This window comes from Luteimonas sp. MC1895 (assembly GCF_016457215.1).
Classification (GTDB): Bacteria; Pseudomonadota; Gammaproteobacteria; order Xanthomonadales; family Xanthomonadaceae; genus Luteimonas.
In genome coordinates this window covers 484,835-503,436 of record NZ_JAEMDY010000003.1, presented here as the reverse complement: position 1 = coordinate 503,436, position 18,602 = coordinate 484,835, and the positions used below count along the sequence as shown (strand labels likewise).

Here is an 18,602-nt window from a genome sequence, read left to right as displayed (position 1 = left end):
GCAATCATGGCCAAGGGTAAGTTCGAGCGCACCAAGCCCCACGTGAACGTGGGCACGATCGGTCACGTGGACCACGGCAAGACGACGCTGACGGCGGCGCTGACGAAGATCGGTGCGGAGCGTTTCGGCGGCGAATTCCACGCCTATGACGCGATCGACAAGGCGCCGGAAGAGAAGGCGCGTGGCATCACGATCTCGACCTCGCACGTGGAGTACGAGAGCCCGAACCGCCACTACGCGCACGTCGACTGCCCCGGGCACGCCGACTACGTCAAGAACATGATCACCGGTGCGGCGCAGATGGACGGCGCGATCCTGGTGTGCTCGGCCGCTGACGGCCCGATGCCGCAGACGCGCGAGCACATCCTGCTGGCGCGCCAGGTCGGCGTGCCGTACATCGTGGTGTTCCTGAACAAGGCCGACATGGTCGACGACGCGGAGCTCCTCGAGCTGGTCGAGATGGAAGTGCGCGAGCTGCTGTCGAAGTACGACTTCCCGGGCGACGACACCCCGATCATCCACGGTTCGGCGCTGAAGGCGCTGGAAGGCGACCAGTCGGACATCGGCGTGCCGGCGATCATCAAGCTGGTCGAGGCCCTGGACACCTGGATCCCGGAGCCCGAGCGTGACATCGACAAGACCTTCCTGATGCCGGTGGAAGACGTGTTCTCGATCTCGGGCCGCGGCACCGTGGTGACCGGCCGCATCGAGCGCGGCATCATCAAGGTGGGCGAGGAAATCGAGATCGTCGGTATCCGCGACACCCAGAAGACGACCGTCACCGGCGTCGAGATGTTCCGCAAGCTGCTCGACCAGGGCCAGGCGGGCGACAACGCCGGCCTGCTGCTGCGCGGCACCAAGCGCGACGACGTCGAGCGCGGCCAGGTGCTGTGCAAGCCGGGTTCGATCAAGCCGCACACGGACTTCGAGGCCGAGGTTTACGTGCTGTCGAAGGACGAGGGCGGCCGCCACACGCCGTTCTTCAAGGGCTACCGTCCGCAGTTCTACTTCCGCACCACCGACATCACCGGCGCCTGCGAGCTGCCGGAAGGCGTCGAGATGGTGATGCCGGGCGACAACGTGAAGATGGTGGTCTCGCTGATCAACCCGATCGCGATGGACGAGGGCCTGCGCTTCGCGATCCGCGAGGGTGGCCGTACGGTCGGCGCGGGCGTGGTCGCCAAGATCCTCAAGTAAGCCTATCCCGGCGGCGTTGCCGCCGTGATATGTGCTGCCGTTGATCCGGCCTGCAGGCAGGCCGGATAGCGCCAGCGGCCATCGGCTCACGCCGGCGGCCTGTGGTAAACGCCGGGGCGAGTCGGGAGCGGCTCGCCGTTGGCGTCTAAGAGGTGCCAAGTTTTTGTACACGCCAGTAGCTCAATTGGCAGAGCAGCGGTCTCCAAAACCGCAGGTTGGGGGTTCGAGTCCCTCCTGGCGTGCCATGCCGCAACGAGGGCGATAGCCACTTGAACAGCAGGGTTGAACATTCGAGGAGCCACGCCTCGGCAGGCGACATCGCCAGGTACGTGGTTGCGGGCCTCCTGCTTGTCGGCGGGCTCGTCGCCTTCTACTGGTTCGAAGGCCAGTGGCCGATGCCGCTGCGCGTCCTTGCAGTGGTCGGCGGCGTCGCCGCCGCGCTGGTCGTGTTCCTGACCAGCACCAAGGGCTTCCAGACCCGGGAGTTCCTGTCCGAAGCCCGCTTCGAGCTGCGCAAGGTCGTCTGGCCGACGCGCCAGGAAGCCATGCGCATGAGCTGGGTGGTGATGATCGTGGTGGTGATCATCAGCCTGATGCTGGCCGGGTTCGACCTGGTCATCCAGTGGCTCATCCGCCTGCTGCTCGGCAACTGATGGAGATGTCCGGTTTGGAAAGCGAGATCGTCAAGCGCTGGTACGTGGTCCATGCCTATTCCGGCTTCGAGAAGTCGGTGGCCCAGGCGCTGCGCGACCGCATCGTGCGCATGGGCATGGAAGAGAAGTTCGGCGACGTGATGGTGCCGACCGAAGAGATCATCGAGATGCGCTCCGGCCAGAAGCGCCGTTCCGAGCGTAAGTTCTTCCCGGGCTATGTCCTGGTCCAGATCGCCACCCAGGACGAGGGCGGGATTCCGCGCATCGACAGCGAGAGCTGGCACCTGGTGAAGGAAACCCCCAAGGTGATGGGCTTCATCGGCGGCACCGCCGCCCAGCCGCTGCCGATCCGCGACGAGGAGGCCGATGCCATCCTCGCCCGCGTGCAGGAAGGCGTCGAGAAGCCGCGCCCGAAGGTGCTGTTCGAGGCCGGCCAGATGGTGCGCGTCGTCGACGGTCCCTTCAACGACTTCAATGGCGTGGTCGAGGAAGTCAACTACGAAAAGAGCCGCCTGCGCGTGGCCGTGCTCATCTTCGGCCGCTCGACCCCGGTCGAACTGGAATTCGGGCAGGTCGAGAAGGCCTGATCCCCGGCCGCTTGGCCGGTCTACCGGAAGCTGCTATAGTGCGCGGCTTCCTGCCCGGAAACCGGGCGTTCGCATTGGCCGCCGCCCTGGCGGCCTTTGCGCGTGAAAACGCGACACCGGGACGCGAGATTCCCGGCCCGATGGGGAGCCTGACAGGCGTTCGCACCCGGAGAGGACAATGGCCAAGAAAGTAGTGGGTTACATCAAGTTGCAGGTCAAGGCGGGTCAGGCGAATCCTTCGCCGCCGGTCGGTCCTGCCCTGGGCCAGCGCGGCCTGAACATCATGGAGTTCTGCAAGGCGTTCAACGCCGCCACGCAGAAGCTCGAGCCGGGTCTTCCGACCCCGGTCATCATCACCGCGTACTCGGACCGCACCTTCACCTTCATCACCAAGTCGACCCCGGCTGCGGTGCTGCTGCGCAAGGCTGCCGGCGTCGCCTCGGGCTCCAAGCGCCCGAACACCGAGAAGGTGGGCAAGGTCACCCGCGCCCAGCTCGAAGAGATCGCGAAGATGAAGGAAGCCGACCTGACGGCGGCCGACCTGGAAGCAGCAGTTCGCACCATCGAGGGCTCCGCCCGTTCGATGGGCCTGTCGGTGGAGGGCTGAAGACATGGCACAGACCAAGCGACAGAAGACCATCAAGGCCGCCGTGGTTCCGGGCAAGGCCTATGGCATCGATGACGCACTGAAGATCGTGCAGGACAACAGCAAGGCCAAGTTCGTCGAAGCCGTCGACGTGGCCGTGCGCCTGGGCGTCGACGCGCGCAAGTCGGACCAGCAGGTCCGTGGCTCGACCGTGCTGCCGCAGGGCACCGGCAAGTCGGTGCGCGTGGCGGTGTTCGCCCCGGCCGGCGCCAAGACCGAGGAGGCCCTGGCCGCCGGTGCCGACGCCGTCGGCATGGACGACCTGGCCGAGAAGATGCAGGCCGGCGACCTCAACTATGACGTCGTGATCGCCACCCCCGACGCCATGCGCGTGGTCGGCAAGCTCGGCACGCTGCTGGGCCCGCGCGGCCTGATGCCCAACCCGAAGGTCGGCACGGTTTCGCCGAACCCGGGCGAGGCGGTCAAGAACGCCAAGGGCGGCCAGGTCCGCTACCGCACCGACAAGGCCGGCATCATCCACTGCACGATCGGCAAGGCCGACTTCGGCGCCGAGCGCCTGAAGGAGAACCTGCAGGCCCTGCTGGCCGACCTGGTGAAGGCCAAGCCGGCCACCGCCAAGGGCCAGTACCTGCAGAAGATCTCGGTCAGCTCGACGATGGGCCCCGGCGTCACCGTCGACCAGTCGACGCTGTCGTTCAAGTAATCAGCAAGTTTTGAGGGCATCGCCGAAGGCCTTGGGCCGGAGGCGGAGCCGTCAAAGACCGCAGGCGCGGCCTGCGCGGCAGCGACGACGGGCAGGGATGCTCGAACTGGCATGGATTCGCCGTCGTTGCCACCGCAGGGCGCTTAATCCTCGAACCGCGCGAGCGGGGACGGGCCTGCGCAGATGGTTGCCGACCCTCCCAAAGATCAAGACGTATCGATCCAGACGGAAAACGGCCACCAACGGGATGCCGCTTGCGGCGTCCCCGGCACCAAGGGACTGGTGCCGCCAAAGGACCGGCCCGGCGCGGATGCGCCAGGCCGGATTGCGAAGTACGGAGGAAGTGCAATGGCTCTCAATCTGAACCAGAAGAAGGAAGTCGTTGCCGAACTGGCCGAGGTCGCCGCGACGGCGCACTCGCTGGTTGCCGCGGAGTACGTGGGCCTGACCGTCGAGCAGTTGACCAGCATGCGCAAGAAGGCGCGCGCCGAAGGCGTGTACCTGAAAGTCGCGAAGAACACGCTGGTCTCGCGTGCAGTGGAGAACACCGATTACGCCATCGTCCAGGACGAGCTGACCGGTCCCCTGCTGTACGCCTTCTCGAAGGAAGACCCCGGCGCCGCCGGACGCCTGATCAAGGAGTTCGCCAAGGCGAACGACAAGCTGAAGCCGCGCCTCGTGGCGATCGGCGGGCAGAAGTACCCGGGCACCCATGTGGATGTCCTGGCTTCGCTCCCGACGCGTGACGAAGCGCTGTCGATGCTGCTCAGCGTCATGGTCCAGCCCGCCACCATGCTGGTGCGCGTGCTGGCCGAGCCGGCCACGCAGGTCGCCCGCGCTACGAGCGCGGTCGGCCAGCAGAAGGCGGCTTGAGGCAACAGTTCGGTCGACACCCGACCACAGACGTTTTCCAACATTAGATAACCAGAGGTATCGAGATGTCCCTTTCCAACGAGCAGATCATCGAAGCGATCAGCAGCAAGACCCTCGTCGAGGTGATGGAGCTGGTCCACGCGATGGAAGAGAAGTTCGGCGTGTCCGCCGCCGCCCCGGTCGCCATGGCCGCTGGCCCGGCCGCCGCCGCCGCTCCCGTCGAGGAGCAGACCGAGTTCAACGTCACGCTGAAGTCGGCTGGCGAGAAGAAGGTCGAGGTCATCAAGGTGGTCCGCGCGATCACCGGCCTGGGCCTGAAGGAAGCCAAGGACCTGACCGAAGCCGGTGGCGTGGTCAAGGAAGGCGCTTCGAAGGAAGACGCCGAGAAGATCAAGAAGGACCTGGAAGCGGCCGGCGCCACGGTCGAAGTCAAGTAAGCGTTGTCGCGTCGCCAGCGTGATCGGCGACCACCGGGGCTGGGGGCGAAAGCCCCCGGCCTTCGGCCGTTGTAGAGACTGTTGCAAGAACCGACACGAGTCGGCAGTTGGAAGTAGCGGGAGATGGCGTGCTGGTGCCGGCAATACCAGCGATTTCCAACTGGCGGTTCACAGATTCCCCTGGGTCGCGCCGCGCGCGGCCCGCTGATGCCAAAGGCGGTAGCTCCCCATGACGACGTCATATTCGTTCACCGAAAAGAAGCGCATCCGCAAGGACTTCGGCAAGCGCCGTTCGATCCTCGAGGTCCCGTTCCTGCTGGCCATCCAGGTCGACTCGTACCGCGAGTTCCTGCAGGCCGACCGCGATCCCGCGCGCCGCGAGGACCGCGGCCTGCACGCCGCCCTCAAGTCGGTATTCCCCATCACCAGCTACAACGGCTACGCAGCGCTGGAGTACGTCGGCTACAAGCTCGGCGACCCGGTGTTCGACGAGCGTGAGTGCCGCAACCGCGGCCTCAGCTACGGCGCCCCGCTGCGCGTGACCGTGCGCCTGGTGATCTACGACCGCGAGTCGTCGTCGAAGGCCATCAAGTACGTGAAGGAGCAGGAGGTCTACATGGGCGAGATCCCGCTCATGACCGGCAACGGCACCTTCATCGTCAACGGCACCGAGCGCGTCATCGTCTCCCAGCTGCACCGCTCGCCGGGCGTGTTCTTCGACCACGACCGTGGCAAGACCCACAGCTCGGGCAAGCTGCTGTACAGCGCCCGCATCATCCCGTACCGCGGCTCGTGGCTCGACTTCGAGTTCGACCCGAAGGACGCGCTGTTCACCCGCATCGACCGCCGCCGCAAGCTGCCGGTTTCGGTGCTGCTGCGCGCGCTCGGCTACAACAACGAAGAAATGCTCAACGAGTTCTTCGAGATCAACCACTTCCACATCGATCCCGAAGAGGGCGTGCAGCTCGAGCTGGTGCCCGAGCGCCTGCGCGGCGAGACCCTGGACTTCGACCTGGCCGATGGCGACCGCGTGATCGTCGAGGCCGGCCGCCGGATCACCGCGCGCCACGTCAAGCAGCTGACCGACTCGGGCATCGAAGCCCTGGCCGTGCCGGATGCCTACCTCGTGGGCCGCGTGCTGTCGCATGACGTCGTCGACGCCGCCACCGGCGAGCTGATCGCCTCGGCCAACGACGAGATCACCGACGAGATGCTGGAAGCCCTGCGCAAGGCGGGCATCGAGGCCGTGGGCACGATCTGGACCAACGACCTGGACCGCGGCGCGTACCTGTCCAACACGCTGCGCATCGACGGAACCCGGACCCAGCTCGAGGCCCTGGTCGAGATCTACCGCATGATGCGTCCCGGCGAGCCGCCGACCAAGGATGCCGCGCAGAACCTGTTCCACAACCTGTTCTTCACCTTCGAGCGCTACGACCTGTCGGGCGTGGGCCGGATGAAGTTCAACCGCCGCATCGGCCGCAAGGAAACCACCGGTTCGCCGGTGCTGTACGACGCCAAGTACTTCGCCGAGCGCAAGGACGACGATTCCGCGCGCCTGCGCCAGGCCAACGGCGACAGCTCCGACATCCTCGACGTGCTGAAGGTGCTGACCGAGATCCGCAACGGCCGCGGCGTGGTCGACGACATCGACCACCTCGGCAACCGTCGCGTGCGTTCGGTCGGCGAGATGGCCGAGAACGTGTTCCGCGTGGGCCTGGTGCGCGTCGAGCGTGCGGTGCGCGAGCGCCTGACCATGGCCGAGGCCGATGGCCTGACGCCGCAGGAGCTGATCAACGCCAAGCCGGTCGCGGCGGCGGTGAAGGAGTTCTTCGGTTCGTCGCAGCTGTCGCAGTTCATGGACCAGAACAACCCGCTGTCCGAGGTCACCCACAAGCGCCGCGTGTCGGCGCTTGGCCCGGGCGGCCTGACCCGCGAGCGCGCCGGCTTCGAGGTGCGCGACGTGCACCCGACCCATTACGGCCGCGTCTGCACCATCGAGACCCCGGAAGGCCCGAACATCGGCCTGATCAACTCGCTGGCCGTGTTCGCGCGCACCAACGGCTACGGCTTCCTCGAGACGCCGTACCGCAAGGTCGTGGACGGCAAGGTCACCGACGACGTCGAGTACCTGTCGGCGATCGAGGAGAACGAGTACGTCATCGCGCAGGTGAGCGCGCCGCAGGATGACAACGGCAACCTCGACGCGCCGTTCATCGCCTGCCGCTTCCAGGGCGAGAACCTGCTGAAGCCGCCAAGCGAGATCCACTACATGGACGTCTCGCCGATGCAGACCGTGTCGGTCGCGGCGGCGCTGGTTCCGTTCCTCGAGCACGACGACGCCAACCGCGCGCTCATGGGCGCGAACATGCAGCGCCAGGCCGTGCCGACGCTGAAGAGCGAGAAGCCGCTGGTCGGCACCGGCATCGAGCGCGCCGTGGCGCGCGACTCGGGCGTGACGGTGAACGCGCGCCGTGGCGGCGTGATCGAGCAGATCGACGCCGCGCGCATCGTGGTCAAGGTCAACGAGGACGAGATCTCCGGCGAGACCGATGCCGGCGTCGACATCTACAACCTGATCAAGTACACGCGCTCCAACCAGAACACCTGCATCAACCAGACCCCGCTGGTCAACGTGGGCGACGTGGTCGCGCGCGGCGACGTGCTGGCCGACGGTCCTTCGACCGACATCGGCGAGCTGGCCCTGGGCCAGAACATGCTGGTCGCGTTCATGCCGTGGAACGGCTACAACTTCGAGGACTCGATCCTCCTGTCCGAGCGCGTGGTCAAGGAAGACCGCTACACCACGATCCACATCGAAGAGCTCACCGCCGTCGCCCGCGATACCAAGCTGGGTCCGGAGGAGATCTCGGCCGACATCCCGAACGTCTCCGAGCAGGCGCTCAACCGCCTCGACGAGTCGGGCGTGGTGTACATCGGCGCCGAAGTGCGCGCCGGCGACATCCTGGTCGGCAAGGTCACGCCCAAGGGCGAAAGCCAGCTGACCCCGGAAGAGAAGCTGCTGCGCGCGATCTTCGGCGAGAAGGCGTCGGACGTGAAGGACAGCTCGCTGCGCGTGCCGCCCGGCATGGACGGCACCGTCATCGACGTGCAGGTCTTCACCCGCGACGGCATCGAGAAGGACAAGCGCGCCAAGCAGATCGAGGAAAGCGAGATCAAGGCCGTCAAGAAGGACTTCGACGACCAGTTCCGCATCCTCGAGGGCGCGATCTACGCCCGCCTGCGCGAGCAGCTGCTGGGCAAGACCGCCAACGGCGGCCCCGGCGTCAAGAAGGGCGACACCGTGTCGTCGCTGGTGCTGGACGGCCTGAAGAAGTCCGACTGGCTGCAGCTGCGCATGAAGGACGACGACGCCGCCGACGCGATCGAGCGCGCCGCCAAGCAGCTGCAGGTGCACGAGGAGGAATTCGAGCGCCGCTTCCAGGACAAGCGCGGCAAGATCACCCAGGGCGATGACCTCGCACCGGGCGTGCTGAAGATGGTCAAGGTCTACCTGGCGGTGAAGCGCCGCATCCAGCCGGGCGACAAGATGGCCGGCCGCCACGGCAACAAGGGCGTCGTGTCGACCATCGTCCCGGTGCAGGACATGCCGCACATGGCCAACGGCGAGACGGTGGACATCGTGCTCAACCCGCTGGGCGTGCCGAGCCGAATGAACATCGGCCAGATCCTCGAGGTCCACCTGGGCTGGGCTGCAAAGGGCCTGGGCAGGAAGATCGACGAGATGCTGCAGGCGCAGGCCAAGGTGGCCGAGCTGCGCAAGTTCCTCGACCAGATCTACAACCACGACAACAAGCTGCACGGGCAGCGCGTGGACCTGAAGCAGTTCTCCGACGAGGAGCTGCTGACGCTGGCGAAGAACCTGACCGGCGGCGTGCCGATGGCGACCCCGGTGTTCGACGGCGCGGCGGAGGTCGAGATCAAGCAGATGCTGGAACTCGCCGACCTGCCGACCAGTGGCCAGGCGCAGCTGTACGACGGCCGCACCGGCGATGCCTTCGAGCGCAAGGTGACCGTGGGCTACATGCACATGCTCAAGCTCAACCACCTGGTCGACGACAAGATGCACGCGCGTTCCACCGGTCCGTACTCGCTCGTCACCCAGCAGCCGCTGGGCGGCAAGGCGCAGTTCGGCGGCCAGCGCTTCGGCGAGATGGAAGTCTGGGCACTGGAAGCCTACGGCGCCGCCTACACCCTGCAGGAAATGCTGACGGTGAAGTCCGACGACGTGCAGGGCCGCAACCAGATGTACAAGAACATCGTCGACGGCGAACACGAGATGGTCGCGGGCATGCCCGAGTCCTTCAACGTGCTGGTCAAGGAAATCCGTTCGCTCGCGATCAACATGGAGCTGGAAGAGAACTGAGGACGCCAGCCGGGGCAGGGCGCGCACCACGCGCCCGCCTCCGGTGAGCACCGCAGCCACGTCCTCGATTCCCGTTCCCGGAGAAACACATGAAAGACCTTCTGAACCTGTTCAACCAGCAGCGCCCGGCGCTCGACTTCGACGCGATCAAGATCGCGCTGGCCTCGCCCGACCTGATCCGTTCGTGGTCGTTCGGCGAAGTCAAGAAGCCCGAGACCATCAACTACCGCACCTTCAAGCCCGAGCGCGACGGCCTGTTCTGCGCCGCCATCTTCGGGCCGGTGAAGGACTACGAGTGCCTGTGCGGCAAGTACAAGCGCATGAAGCACCGCGGCGTGGTCTGCGAGAAGTGCGGCACCGAGGTCACCCTGGCCAAGGTGCGCCGCGAGCGCATGGGCCACATCGACCTCGCCAGCCCCACCGCGCACATCTGGTTCCTCAAGTCGCTGCCGTCGCGCATCGGCCTGATGCTGGACATGACGCTGCGTGACATCGAGCGCATCCTCTATTTCGAGGCGTTCGTCGTCACCGAGCCGGGCCTGACGCCGATGGAGCGTGGCCAGCTGCTCAACGAAGAGCAGTTCATGCAGATGCGCCAGGAGCACGGCGACGACTTCGACGCCGCGATGGGCGCCGAGGCCGTGTTCGACCTGCTGCGCACGATCGACCTGCAGGCCGAGATGGTGCGCCTGAAGGAAGAGATCGCCGCCACCGGCTCCGAGACCAAGCTCAAGCGCCTCACCAAGCGCATCAAGCTGGTCGAGGCCTTCCTCGAGTCGGGCAACCGCCCCGAGTGGATGGTCATGACCGTGCTGCCGGTGCTGCCGCCGGACCTGCGCCCGCTGGTCCCGCTGGACGGTGGCCGCTTCGCGACCTCCGACCTGAACGACCTGTACCGCCGCGTCATCAACCGCAACAACCGCCTGCGCCGCCTGCTCGAACTCAATGCGCCCGACATCATCGTGCGCAACGAGAAGCGCATGCTGCAGGAATCGGTCGATGCGCTGATGGACAACGGCCGCCGTGGCCGCGCCATCACCGGCACCAACAAGCGCCCGCTGAAGTCGCTCGCCGACATGATCAAGGGCAAGCAGGGCCGGTTCCGCCAGAACCTGCTGGGCAAGCGCGTCGACTACTCGGGCCGTTCGGTCATCGTGGTCGGCCCGACGCTGCGCCTGCACGAGTGCGGCCTGCCGAAGAAGATGGCGCTGGAGCTGTTCAAGCCCTTCATCTTCGCCAAGCTGCAGCGCCGTGGCCTGGCCACGACGATCAAGGCCGCCAAGAAGCTGGTCGAGCGCGAAGAGGCCGAGGTGTGGGACATCCTCGAAGAGGTGATCCGCGAGCACCCGGTGCTGCTGAACCGCGCGCCGACCCTGCACCGCCTGGGCATCCAGGCGTTCGAGCCGGTGCTGATCGAGGGCAAGGCCATCCAGCTGCACCCGCTGGTCTGCACCGCGTTCAACGCCGACTTCGACGGTGACCAGATGGCCGTGCACGTCCCGCTGAGCCTCGAGGCCCAGCTGGAAGCGCGTGCGCTGATGATGTCGTCGAACAACATCCTGTCGCCCGCCAACGGCGAGCCGATCATCGTGCCGTCGCAGGACGTGGTCCTGGGTCTGTACTACATGACCCGCGCGCTGGAGAACACGGTGGGCGAGGGCATGGCGTTCGCGAACGTCGCCGAGGTCAAGCGCGCCTACGACAACAAGGCCGCCGGCCTGCACGCCAAGGTCAAGGTCCGCATTTCCGAGACCGTGGCCGACGAGGACGGCAACCGCGAGAAGAAGACCTCGATCGTGGAGACCACGGTCGGGCGCGCCCTGCTGGCCGAGATCCTGCCGGAAGGCCTGCCGTTCGCGCTGGCCAACACCGAGCTGAACAAGAAGAACATCAGCCGCCTGATCAACTCCTGCTACCGCATGCTCGGCCTGAAGGACACGGTCGTGTTCGCCGACAAGCTGATGTACACCGGCTTCGCGTACGCCACGCGCGCCGGCGTCTCGATCGGCATCGACGACATGGTGATCCCGGACGAGAAGAAGGGCATCCTGGCCGAGGCCGAGGCCGAGGTCCTGGAGATCCAGCAGCAGTACCAGTCCGGCCTGGTCACCGCCGGCGAGCGCTACAACAAGGTCGTGGACATCTGGTCGCGCACCAACGAGCGCGTCGCCCAGGCGATGATGAAGACCATCGGCACCGAGATCGTCACCAACGCCAAGGGCGAGCGGGTCGAGCAGAAGTCGATGAACTCGGTCTACATCATGGCCGACTCCGGCGCGCGTGGTTCGCAGGCGCAGATCCGCCAGCTGGCGGGCATGCGCGGCCTGATGGCCAAGCCCGACGGCTCGATCATCGAGACCCCGATCACCTCGAACTTCCGCGAGGGCCTGAACGTCCAGCAGTACTTCATCTCGACCCACGGTGCGCGAAAGGGCCTGGCGGATACCGCGCTGAAGACCGCGAACTCCGGCTACCTGACCCGTCGCCTGGTCGACGTGGCGCAGGACGTGGTGATCACCGAGACCGACTGCGGCACCCGCGACGGCCTGAGCATGACCCCGATCGTCGAAGGCGGCGACGTGGTCGAGCCGCTGAAGGACCGCGTGCTCGGCCGCATGGTGGCCGAGGACGTGTTCCTGCCGGGCGACGACGAGGATCCGATCGTCACCCGCAACACGCTGCTCGACGAAGCCTGGGTGCAGAAGCTCGAGGACGCCGGCGTGCAGGCGATCCAGGTGCGTTCGACCATCACCTGCGAGTCGTCGTTCGGCGTCTGCGCCCACTGCTATGGCCGTGACCTCGGCCGTGGCCACCTCGTCAACCTCGGCGAGGCCGTGGGCGTGGTTGCCGCCCAGTCGATCGGCGAGCCCGGCACCCAGCTGACGATGCGGACCTTCCACATCGGTGGCGCGGCGTCGCGTGCGGCCGCGATCGACAACGTGACGGTCAAGACCACCGGCTCGGTGAAGTTCAACAACGTCAAGTTCGTGTCGCACTCCGCGGGCCACCTGGTCGGCGTGTCGCGCTCGGGCGAGATCTCGGTGCTCGACCAGCATGGCCGCGAGCGCGAGCGCTACAAGCTGCCCTACGGCGCGACCATCAACGCGAAGGACGGCATGGCGGTCAAGGCCGGCCAGACGGTTGCCACCTGGGACCCGCATAACCACCCGATCGTGTCGGAAGTGAAGGGCGTGATGCGCTTCATCGACTTCATCGACGGCGTCACCGTCATCGAGAAGACCGACGAGTTGACCGGCCTCGCCTCGCGCGAGATCACCGATCCGAAGCGTCGCGGTTCCCAGGGCAAGGACCTGCGCCCGCTGATCCGCATCGTCGACGCCAAGACCGGCGAGGACCTCAACATCCCCGGCACCGACCTGCCGGCGCAGTACCTGCTGCCGCCGCGTTCGATCGTCAACATGCAGGACGGCGCGTCCGTCGGCGTGGGCGACGTGGTGGCGAAGATCCCGCAGGAAGCGTCCAAGACCCGCGACATCACCGGCGGCCTGCCGCGCGTGGCCGACCTGTTCGAGGCGCGCAAGCCGAAGGACCCGGCGATCCTCGCCGAGAAGTCCGGCGTGGTGAGCTTCGGCAAGGACACCAAGGGCAAGCAGCGCCTGATCATCAAGGCGGCCGACGGTGACGATCACGAGGAGCTGATCCCGAAGTATCGCCAGATCATCGTGTTCGAGGGCGAGCACGTGGAGAAGGGCGAGACCGTGGTGGACGGCGAGCCGAGCCCCCAGGACATCCTGCGCCTGAAGGGCGTCGAGGAGCTGGCGTCGTACCTGACCAAGGAAATCCAGGACGTCTACCGCCTGCAGGGCGTCAAGATCAACGACAAGCACATCGAGGTGATCGTCCGCCAGATGCTGCGCAAGGTCGAGATCACCGATGCCGGCGACAGCACCCGTTTCCTCAATGGCGAGCAGGCCGAGCGCCAGCGCGTCATCGAGGCCAACGAGAAGCACAACGCCAAGGGCGAGCTGCCGGTGCACTACGATCCGGTGCTGCTGGGCATCACCAAGGCGTCGCTGGCGACCGAGTCGTTCATCTCCGCGGCCTCCTTCCAGGAGACCACCCGCGTGCTGACCGAGGCGGCCGTCCGCGGCACCCGTGACAGCCTGCGCGGCCTGAAGGAGAACGTGATCGTCGGCCGCCTGATTCCCGCGGGCACCGGACTGGCGTACCATACGCAGCGTCGCAAGAACGCCTCCGGCCTGACCGAGTCCGAGATGGAGGCCCTGTCCGCGGTCACCGTCGTGGAAGAGTCGCAGGTCGAGGAGACGGCGCAGGTCGAGGGGGGCGATGCACCCCTGGCCGAAGGCGCCGGCGAGTAATACCGATCCAAAGTCAGTGACGGCCCTCCCGGGGGCCGTCCCAGATCCCGAAATGAGGTGCCATGGAGGCGCCTCGTGTTCGGCCCAGGAAGGGCGGGAAAGATGACCATGGCCCAGGCGCGCCCCGGAATGCGGAGTGCTGCCTGCCCGGTCCCTTGGCTGCGTTGACGCTGGGCGTCGACGCCGGCTATACTTTTCCGTCTCGGCAGGCTGGGTTGACTCCGCCTGCCTTCGTTTTCGCGCACGGAACCTGGACCGTGCGGCCGGCGAGCCCCCTGGGGCCCGCCACCGAGCCGGGCCCAGCCCGTCATACCCAACAGCGGGCCTCGCGCCCGGAGCAGAAGACCCGACACCGATGGCAACGATCAACCAGCTGGTGCGCAAGCCGCGCAGCCCGGAAACCTACAAGAGCAACTCGCCCGCGCTGCAGAACTGCCCGCAGCGTCGTGGCGTGTGCACCCGCGTCTACACCACGACCCCGAAGAAGCCGAACTCGGCCCTGCGCAAGGTCGCCAAGGTGCGCCTCACCAACGGCTACGAGGTCATCTCCTACATCGGTGGCGAAGGCCACAACCTGCAGGAGCACTCGGTGGTGCTGATCCGCGGCGGTCGCGTCAAGGACCTGCCGGGCGTGCGCTACCACACCGTGCGTGGCTCGCTCGACGCCGCCGGCGTCGCCAAGCGCAAGCAGGCCCGTTCCAAGTACGGCGCCAAGCGTCCGAAGGGCTGATCCAGTCCCTTTCCCGCCCTTCGAACAGATACTGAAAAGGCTCGAGAACAATGTCGCGTAAAGGAAACACCCCGCAGCGCTCGGTGCTGCCCGACCCCAAGCACGGTAGCGAGACCATCGCGCGCTTCATCAACATGGTGATGTACAGCGGCAAGAAGTCCGTCGCCGAGAAGATCGTGTACGGCGCCATGGACGTCATCGGCGAGCGCAACCCGAACCCGCTGGAAGTCGTCGAGAAGGCGCTCGGCAACATCTCGCCGTCGGTCGAGGTGAAGTCCCGCCGTGTCGGCGGCGCCACCTACCAGGTGCCGGTCGAAGTGCGCCAGTCGCGCCGCATGGCGCTGGCGATGCGCTGGCTGATCGATTCCGCCCGCAAGCGCGGCGAGAACAGCATGCCGCGCAAGCTCGCCGCCGAGCTGATCGACGCCTCCGAGAACCGCGGTGGCGCGATCAAGAAGCGCGAAGAGACGCACCGCATGGCCGAGGCCAACAAGGCCTTCGCGCACTACCGCTGGTAACGGCGCACGGCCGGCGCCTGACGCCGGCCAGATGATCGCTTGGCCGGGTGCCGCCGCAGGGCGGCATTCGCCCATCCGGAACCATTCCGCACGTCCGCGACAGTGGACAAAAAATACAGAGAGATCGCCGTGGCCCGCACCACTCCCATCGACCGCTATCGCAACTTCGGCATCATGGCCCACATCGATGCCGGCAAGACCACCACGTCCGAGCGCATCCTGTTCTACACCGGCAAGAGCCACAAGCTCGGTGAAGTGCACGACGGCGCCGCCACCATGGACTGGATGGAACAGGAGCAGGAGCGCGGCATCACGATCCAGTCCGCCGCCACGACCGCGTTCTGGAAGGGCATGGACAAGACCCTGCCCGAGCACCGCTTCAACATCATCGACACCCCCGGGCACGTCGACTTCACCATCGAGGTGGAGCGTTCGCTGCGCGTGCTCGACGGCGCGGTGTTCGTGCTCTGCGCGGTCGGCGGCGTGCAGCCGCAGTCCGAGACCGTGTGGCGCCAGGCCAACAAGTACAAGGTCCCGCGCATCGCGTTCGTCAACAAGATGGACCGCACCGGCGCCAACTTCGTCAAGGTCCGCGACCAGCTGAAGTCGCGCCTGGGCGCCGCGCCCGTGCCGATGCAGGTGCCGATCGGCGCCGAGGACGGCTTCGAGGGCGTGGTCGACCTGCTGAAGATGAAGGCGATCCACTGGGATACCGCCAGCCAGGGCCTGACCTTCGAGTATCGCGAGGTCCCCGCCGAGCTGCTCGAGCAGGCGAAGGAGGCGCGCGCCTACATGGTCGAGTCGGCCGCCGAGGCCAACGAGGCGCTGATGGACAAGTACCTCGAGGGCGGTGAGCTGTCCGAGGACGAGATCGTCGCCGGCCTGCGTGCGCGCACCCTGGCCACCGAGATCGTGCCGATGTTCTGCGGCACCGCGTTCAAGAACAAGGGCGTCCAGGCGATGCTCGACGGCGTCGTGCAGCTGCTGCCGTCGCCGGTCGACGTGCCCTCGATCCGCGGTACGGACGTGGATGACGAGTCCAAGGAGCTGAGCCGCGAGTCCAGCGACAACGCGCCGTTCTCCGCGCTCGCGTTCAAGATCATCACCGACCCGTTCGTGGGCTCGCTGACCTTCTTCCGCGTGTACTCGGGCAAGCTCAACGCCGGCGACCAGGTGTTGAACTCGGTCAAGGGCAAGAAGGAGCGCATCGGCCGCCTGCTGCAGATGCATTCCAACAACCGCGAAGAGATCAAGGAAGTGCTGGCGGGCGACATCGCCGCTGCCGTGGGCCTGAAGGATGTCACCACCGGTGACACCCTCTGCGCCCAGGACGCGCCGATCGTGCTCGAGCGCATGGTGTTCCCGGAGCCGGTCATCTCGATGGCCGTGGAGCCGAAGACCAAGTCCGACCAGGAAAAGATGGGCATCGCCCTGGGCCGCCTGGCGCAGGAAGATCCTTCGTTCCGCGTCCGCACCGACGAGGAATCCGGCCAGACCATCATCGCCGGCATGGGCGAGCTGCACCTGGACATCATCGTCGACCGCATGAAGCGCGAGTTCAACGTCGAGGCCAACGTCGGCAAGCCGCAGGTGGCCTACCGCGAGACCATCCGCAAGACGGTCAAGTCGGAAGGCAAGTTCGTCCGCCAGTCGGGCGGCAAGGGCCAGTTCGGCCACGTGTGGCTCGAGATCTCGCCGCAGGAGCCGGGTACCGGCTACGAGTTCGAGAACGCGATCGTCGGCGGCGTGGTGCCGAAGGAATACATCCCGGCCGTCGACAAGGGCATCCAGGAAGCGGTGGCCAACGGCATCCTCGCCGGCTACCCGATCGTGGACGTCAAGGTGAAGCTGTACGACGGTTCGTACCACGAGGTCGACTCGTCCGAAATGGCGTTCAAGATCGCGGGCTCGATGGGCTTCAAGGAAGGTTTCCAGAGGGCCTCGCCGGTCCTGCTCGAGCCGATCATGAAGGTCGAGATCGTCAGCCCCGAGGACTACCTGGGTGACGTCATGGGCGACGTGAGCCGCCGCCGCGGCATCCTCCAGGGCCAGGACGACAGCCTGTCGGGCAAGATCATCAACGCGATGATCCCGCTGGGCGAGATGTTCGGCTATGCCACCAGCCTGCGCTCGATGTCGCAGGGCCGCGCCACCTTCACGATGGAGTTCGACCACTACGCGGAAGCGCCGTCGAACATCGCCGATGAAGTGGTGAAGAAGAAGTAAGCCGCGCCGGCGACGGCAACCAGACAACCAACTCTAGAGAGACTGCAATCATGGCCAAGGGTAAGTTCGAGCGCACCAAGCCCCACGTGAACGTGGGCACGATCGGTCACGTGGACCACGGCAAGACGACGCTGACGGCGGCGCTGACGAAGATCGGTGCGGAGCGTTTCGGCGGCGAATTCCACGCCTATGACGCGATCGACAAGGCGCCGGAAGAGAAGGCGCGTGGCATCACGATCTCGACCTCGCACGTGGAGTACGAGAGCCCGAACCGCCACTACGCGCACGTCGACTGCCCCGGGCACGCCGACTACGTCAAGAACATGATCACCGGTGCGGCGCAGATGGACGGCGCGATCCTGGTGTGCTCGGCCGCTGACGGCCCGATGCCGCAGACGCGCGAGCACATCCTGCTGGCGCGCCAGGTCGGCGTGCCGTACATCGTGGTGTTCCTGAACAAGGCCGACATGGTCGACGACGCGGAGCTCCTCGAGCTGGTCGAGATGGAAGTGCGCGAGCTGCTGTCGAAGTACGACTTCCCGGGCGACGACACCCCGATCATCCACGGTTCGGCGCTGAAGGCGCTGGAAGGCGACCAGTCGGACATCGGCGTGCCGGCGATCATCAAGCTGGTCGAGGCCCTGGACACCTGGATCCCGGAGCCCGAGCGTGACATCGACAAGACCTTCCTGATGCCGGTGGAAGACGTGTTCTCGATCTCGGGCCGCGGCACCGTGGTGACCGGCCGCATCGAGCGCGGCATCATCAAGGTGGGCGAGGAAATCGAGATCGTCGGTATCCGCGACACCCAGAAGACGACCGTCACCGGCGTCGAGATGTTCCGCAAGCTGCTCGACCAGGGCCAGGCGGGCGACAACGCCGGCCTGCTGCTGCGCGGCACCAAGCGCGACGACGTCGAGCGCGGCCAGGTGCTGTGCAAGCCGGGTTCGATCAAGCCGCACACGGACTTCGAGGCCGAGGTTTACGTGCTGTCGAAGGACGAGGGCGGCCGCCACACGCCGTTCTTCAAGGGCTACCGTCCGCAGTTCTACTTCCGCACCACCGACATCACCGGCGCCTGCGAGCTGCCGGAAGGCGTCGAGATGGTGATGCCGGGCGACAACGTGAAGATGGTGGTCTCGCTGATCAACCCGATCGCGATGGACGAGGGGCTGCGCTTCGCGATCCGCGAGGGTGGCCGTACCGTGGGCGCGGGCGTCGTCGCCAAGATCATCAAGTAAACAGTCATATCCCGGCGGCCGTTGGCCGCCCCGATATGTGCTGCCGTTGATCCGGCCTGCAAGCAGGTCGGATAACGCCAGCGGCCATCGGCTTACGCCGACG

The 18,602-nt window shown here is 66.4% G+C and carries 13 protein-coding genes and 1 tRNA gene; all 14 read left to right on the top strand.

Annotated elements, in window-relative coordinates; translation table 11 throughout:
- Positions 1-6 precede the first annotated feature (6 nt).
- The 14 genes from tuf (JG616_RS10440) (at position 7) to tuf (JG616_RS10375) (ending at position 18,499) form a co-directional block, all read left to right on the top strand.
- The gene (gene tuf / locus JG616_RS10440; protein ID WP_199363292.1) at positions 7-1,197 is read left to right on the top strand and encodes an elongation factor Tu; all 1,191 of its coding nucleotides are present in this window, start codon (positions 7-9) and stop codon (positions 1,195-1,197) included.
- A 169-nt stretch (positions 1,198-1,366) separates the two neighbouring features.
- Positions 1,367-1,442 (top strand) — tRNA-Trp (locus JG616_RS10435).
- Positions 1,443-1,466: 24 nt separating this feature from the next.
- Entirely contained in the window at positions 1,467-1,850 is a 384-nt protein-coding gene (secE, locus tag JG616_RS10430; RefSeq protein WP_199392499.1) for a preprotein translocase subunit SecE, read from the top strand.
- 5 nt (positions 1,851-1,855) lie between these two features.
- Entirely contained in the window at positions 1,856-2,437 is a 582-nt protein-coding gene (gene nusG / locus JG616_RS10425; RefSeq protein WP_199363275.1) for a transcription termination/antitermination protein NusG, read from the top strand.
- 178 nt (positions 2,438-2,615) lie between these two features.
- The gene (rplK, locus tag JG616_RS10420; protein WP_199363277.1) at positions 2,616-3,044 is read left to right on the top strand and encodes a 50S ribosomal protein L11; all 429 of its coding nucleotides are present in this window, start codon (positions 2,616-2,618) and stop codon (positions 3,042-3,044) included.
- A gap of 4 nt (positions 3,045-3,048) precedes the next feature.
- Positions 3,049-3,747 (top strand): 50S ribosomal protein L1, encoded by a 699-nt coding sequence (gene rplA / locus JG616_RS10415; RefSeq protein WP_199392498.1) that lies wholly within the window; start codon positions 3,049-3,051, stop codon positions 3,745-3,747.
- A 348-nt stretch (positions 3,748-4,095) separates the two neighbouring features.
- On the top strand, positions 4,096-4,620 hold the full coding sequence (gene rplJ, locus JG616_RS10410) for a 50S ribosomal protein L10 (protein ID WP_199363282.1): 525 nt from the start codon (positions 4,096-4,098) through the stop codon (positions 4,618-4,620).
- 65 nt (positions 4,621-4,685) lie between these two features.
- Positions 4,686-5,057 (top strand): 50S ribosomal protein L7/L12, encoded by a 372-nt coding sequence (rplL, locus tag JG616_RS10405; RefSeq protein ID WP_199363284.1) that lies wholly within the window; start codon positions 4,686-4,688, stop codon positions 5,055-5,057.
- Between the two features lie 229 nt (positions 5,058-5,286).
- Positions 5,287-9,444 carry a DNA-directed RNA polymerase subunit beta gene (rpoB, locus tag JG616_RS10400; RefSeq protein WP_199363287.1) on the top strand — a complete coding sequence of 1,386 codons (4,158 nt, stop codon included), beginning with the start codon at positions 5,287-5,289 and terminating at the stop codon, positions 9,442-9,444.
- 89 nt (positions 9,445-9,533) lie between these two features.
- Positions 9,534-13,784, top strand: a complete 4,251-nt coding sequence (gene rpoC / locus JG616_RS10395; protein WP_199363289.1) for a DNA-directed RNA polymerase subunit beta' — start codon at positions 9,534-9,536, stop codon at positions 13,782-13,784.
- Between the two features lie 355 nt (positions 13,785-14,139).
- Positions 14,140-14,514: a 30S ribosomal protein S12 gene (gene rpsL, locus JG616_RS10390; RefSeq protein WP_144892849.1), complete on the top strand. Its 375-nt coding sequence runs from the start codon at positions 14,140-14,142 to the stop codon at positions 14,512-14,514.
- A 50-nt stretch (positions 14,515-14,564) separates the two neighbouring features.
- Positions 14,565-15,032: a 30S ribosomal protein S7 gene (gene rpsG, locus JG616_RS10385; protein WP_199363290.1), complete on the top strand. Its 468-nt coding sequence runs from the start codon at positions 14,565-14,567 to the stop codon at positions 15,030-15,032.
- A gap of 129 nt (positions 15,033-15,161) precedes the next feature.
- Entirely contained in the window at positions 15,162-17,258 is a 2,097-nt protein-coding gene (gene fusA / locus JG616_RS10380; protein WP_199363291.1) for an elongation factor G, read from the top strand.
- Positions 17,259-17,308: 50 nt separating this feature from the next.
- Entirely contained in the window at positions 17,309-18,499 is a 1,191-nt protein-coding gene (gene tuf / locus JG616_RS10375; RefSeq protein WP_199392497.1) for an elongation factor Tu, read from the top strand.
- Positions 18,500-18,602 lie beyond the last annotated feature (103 nt).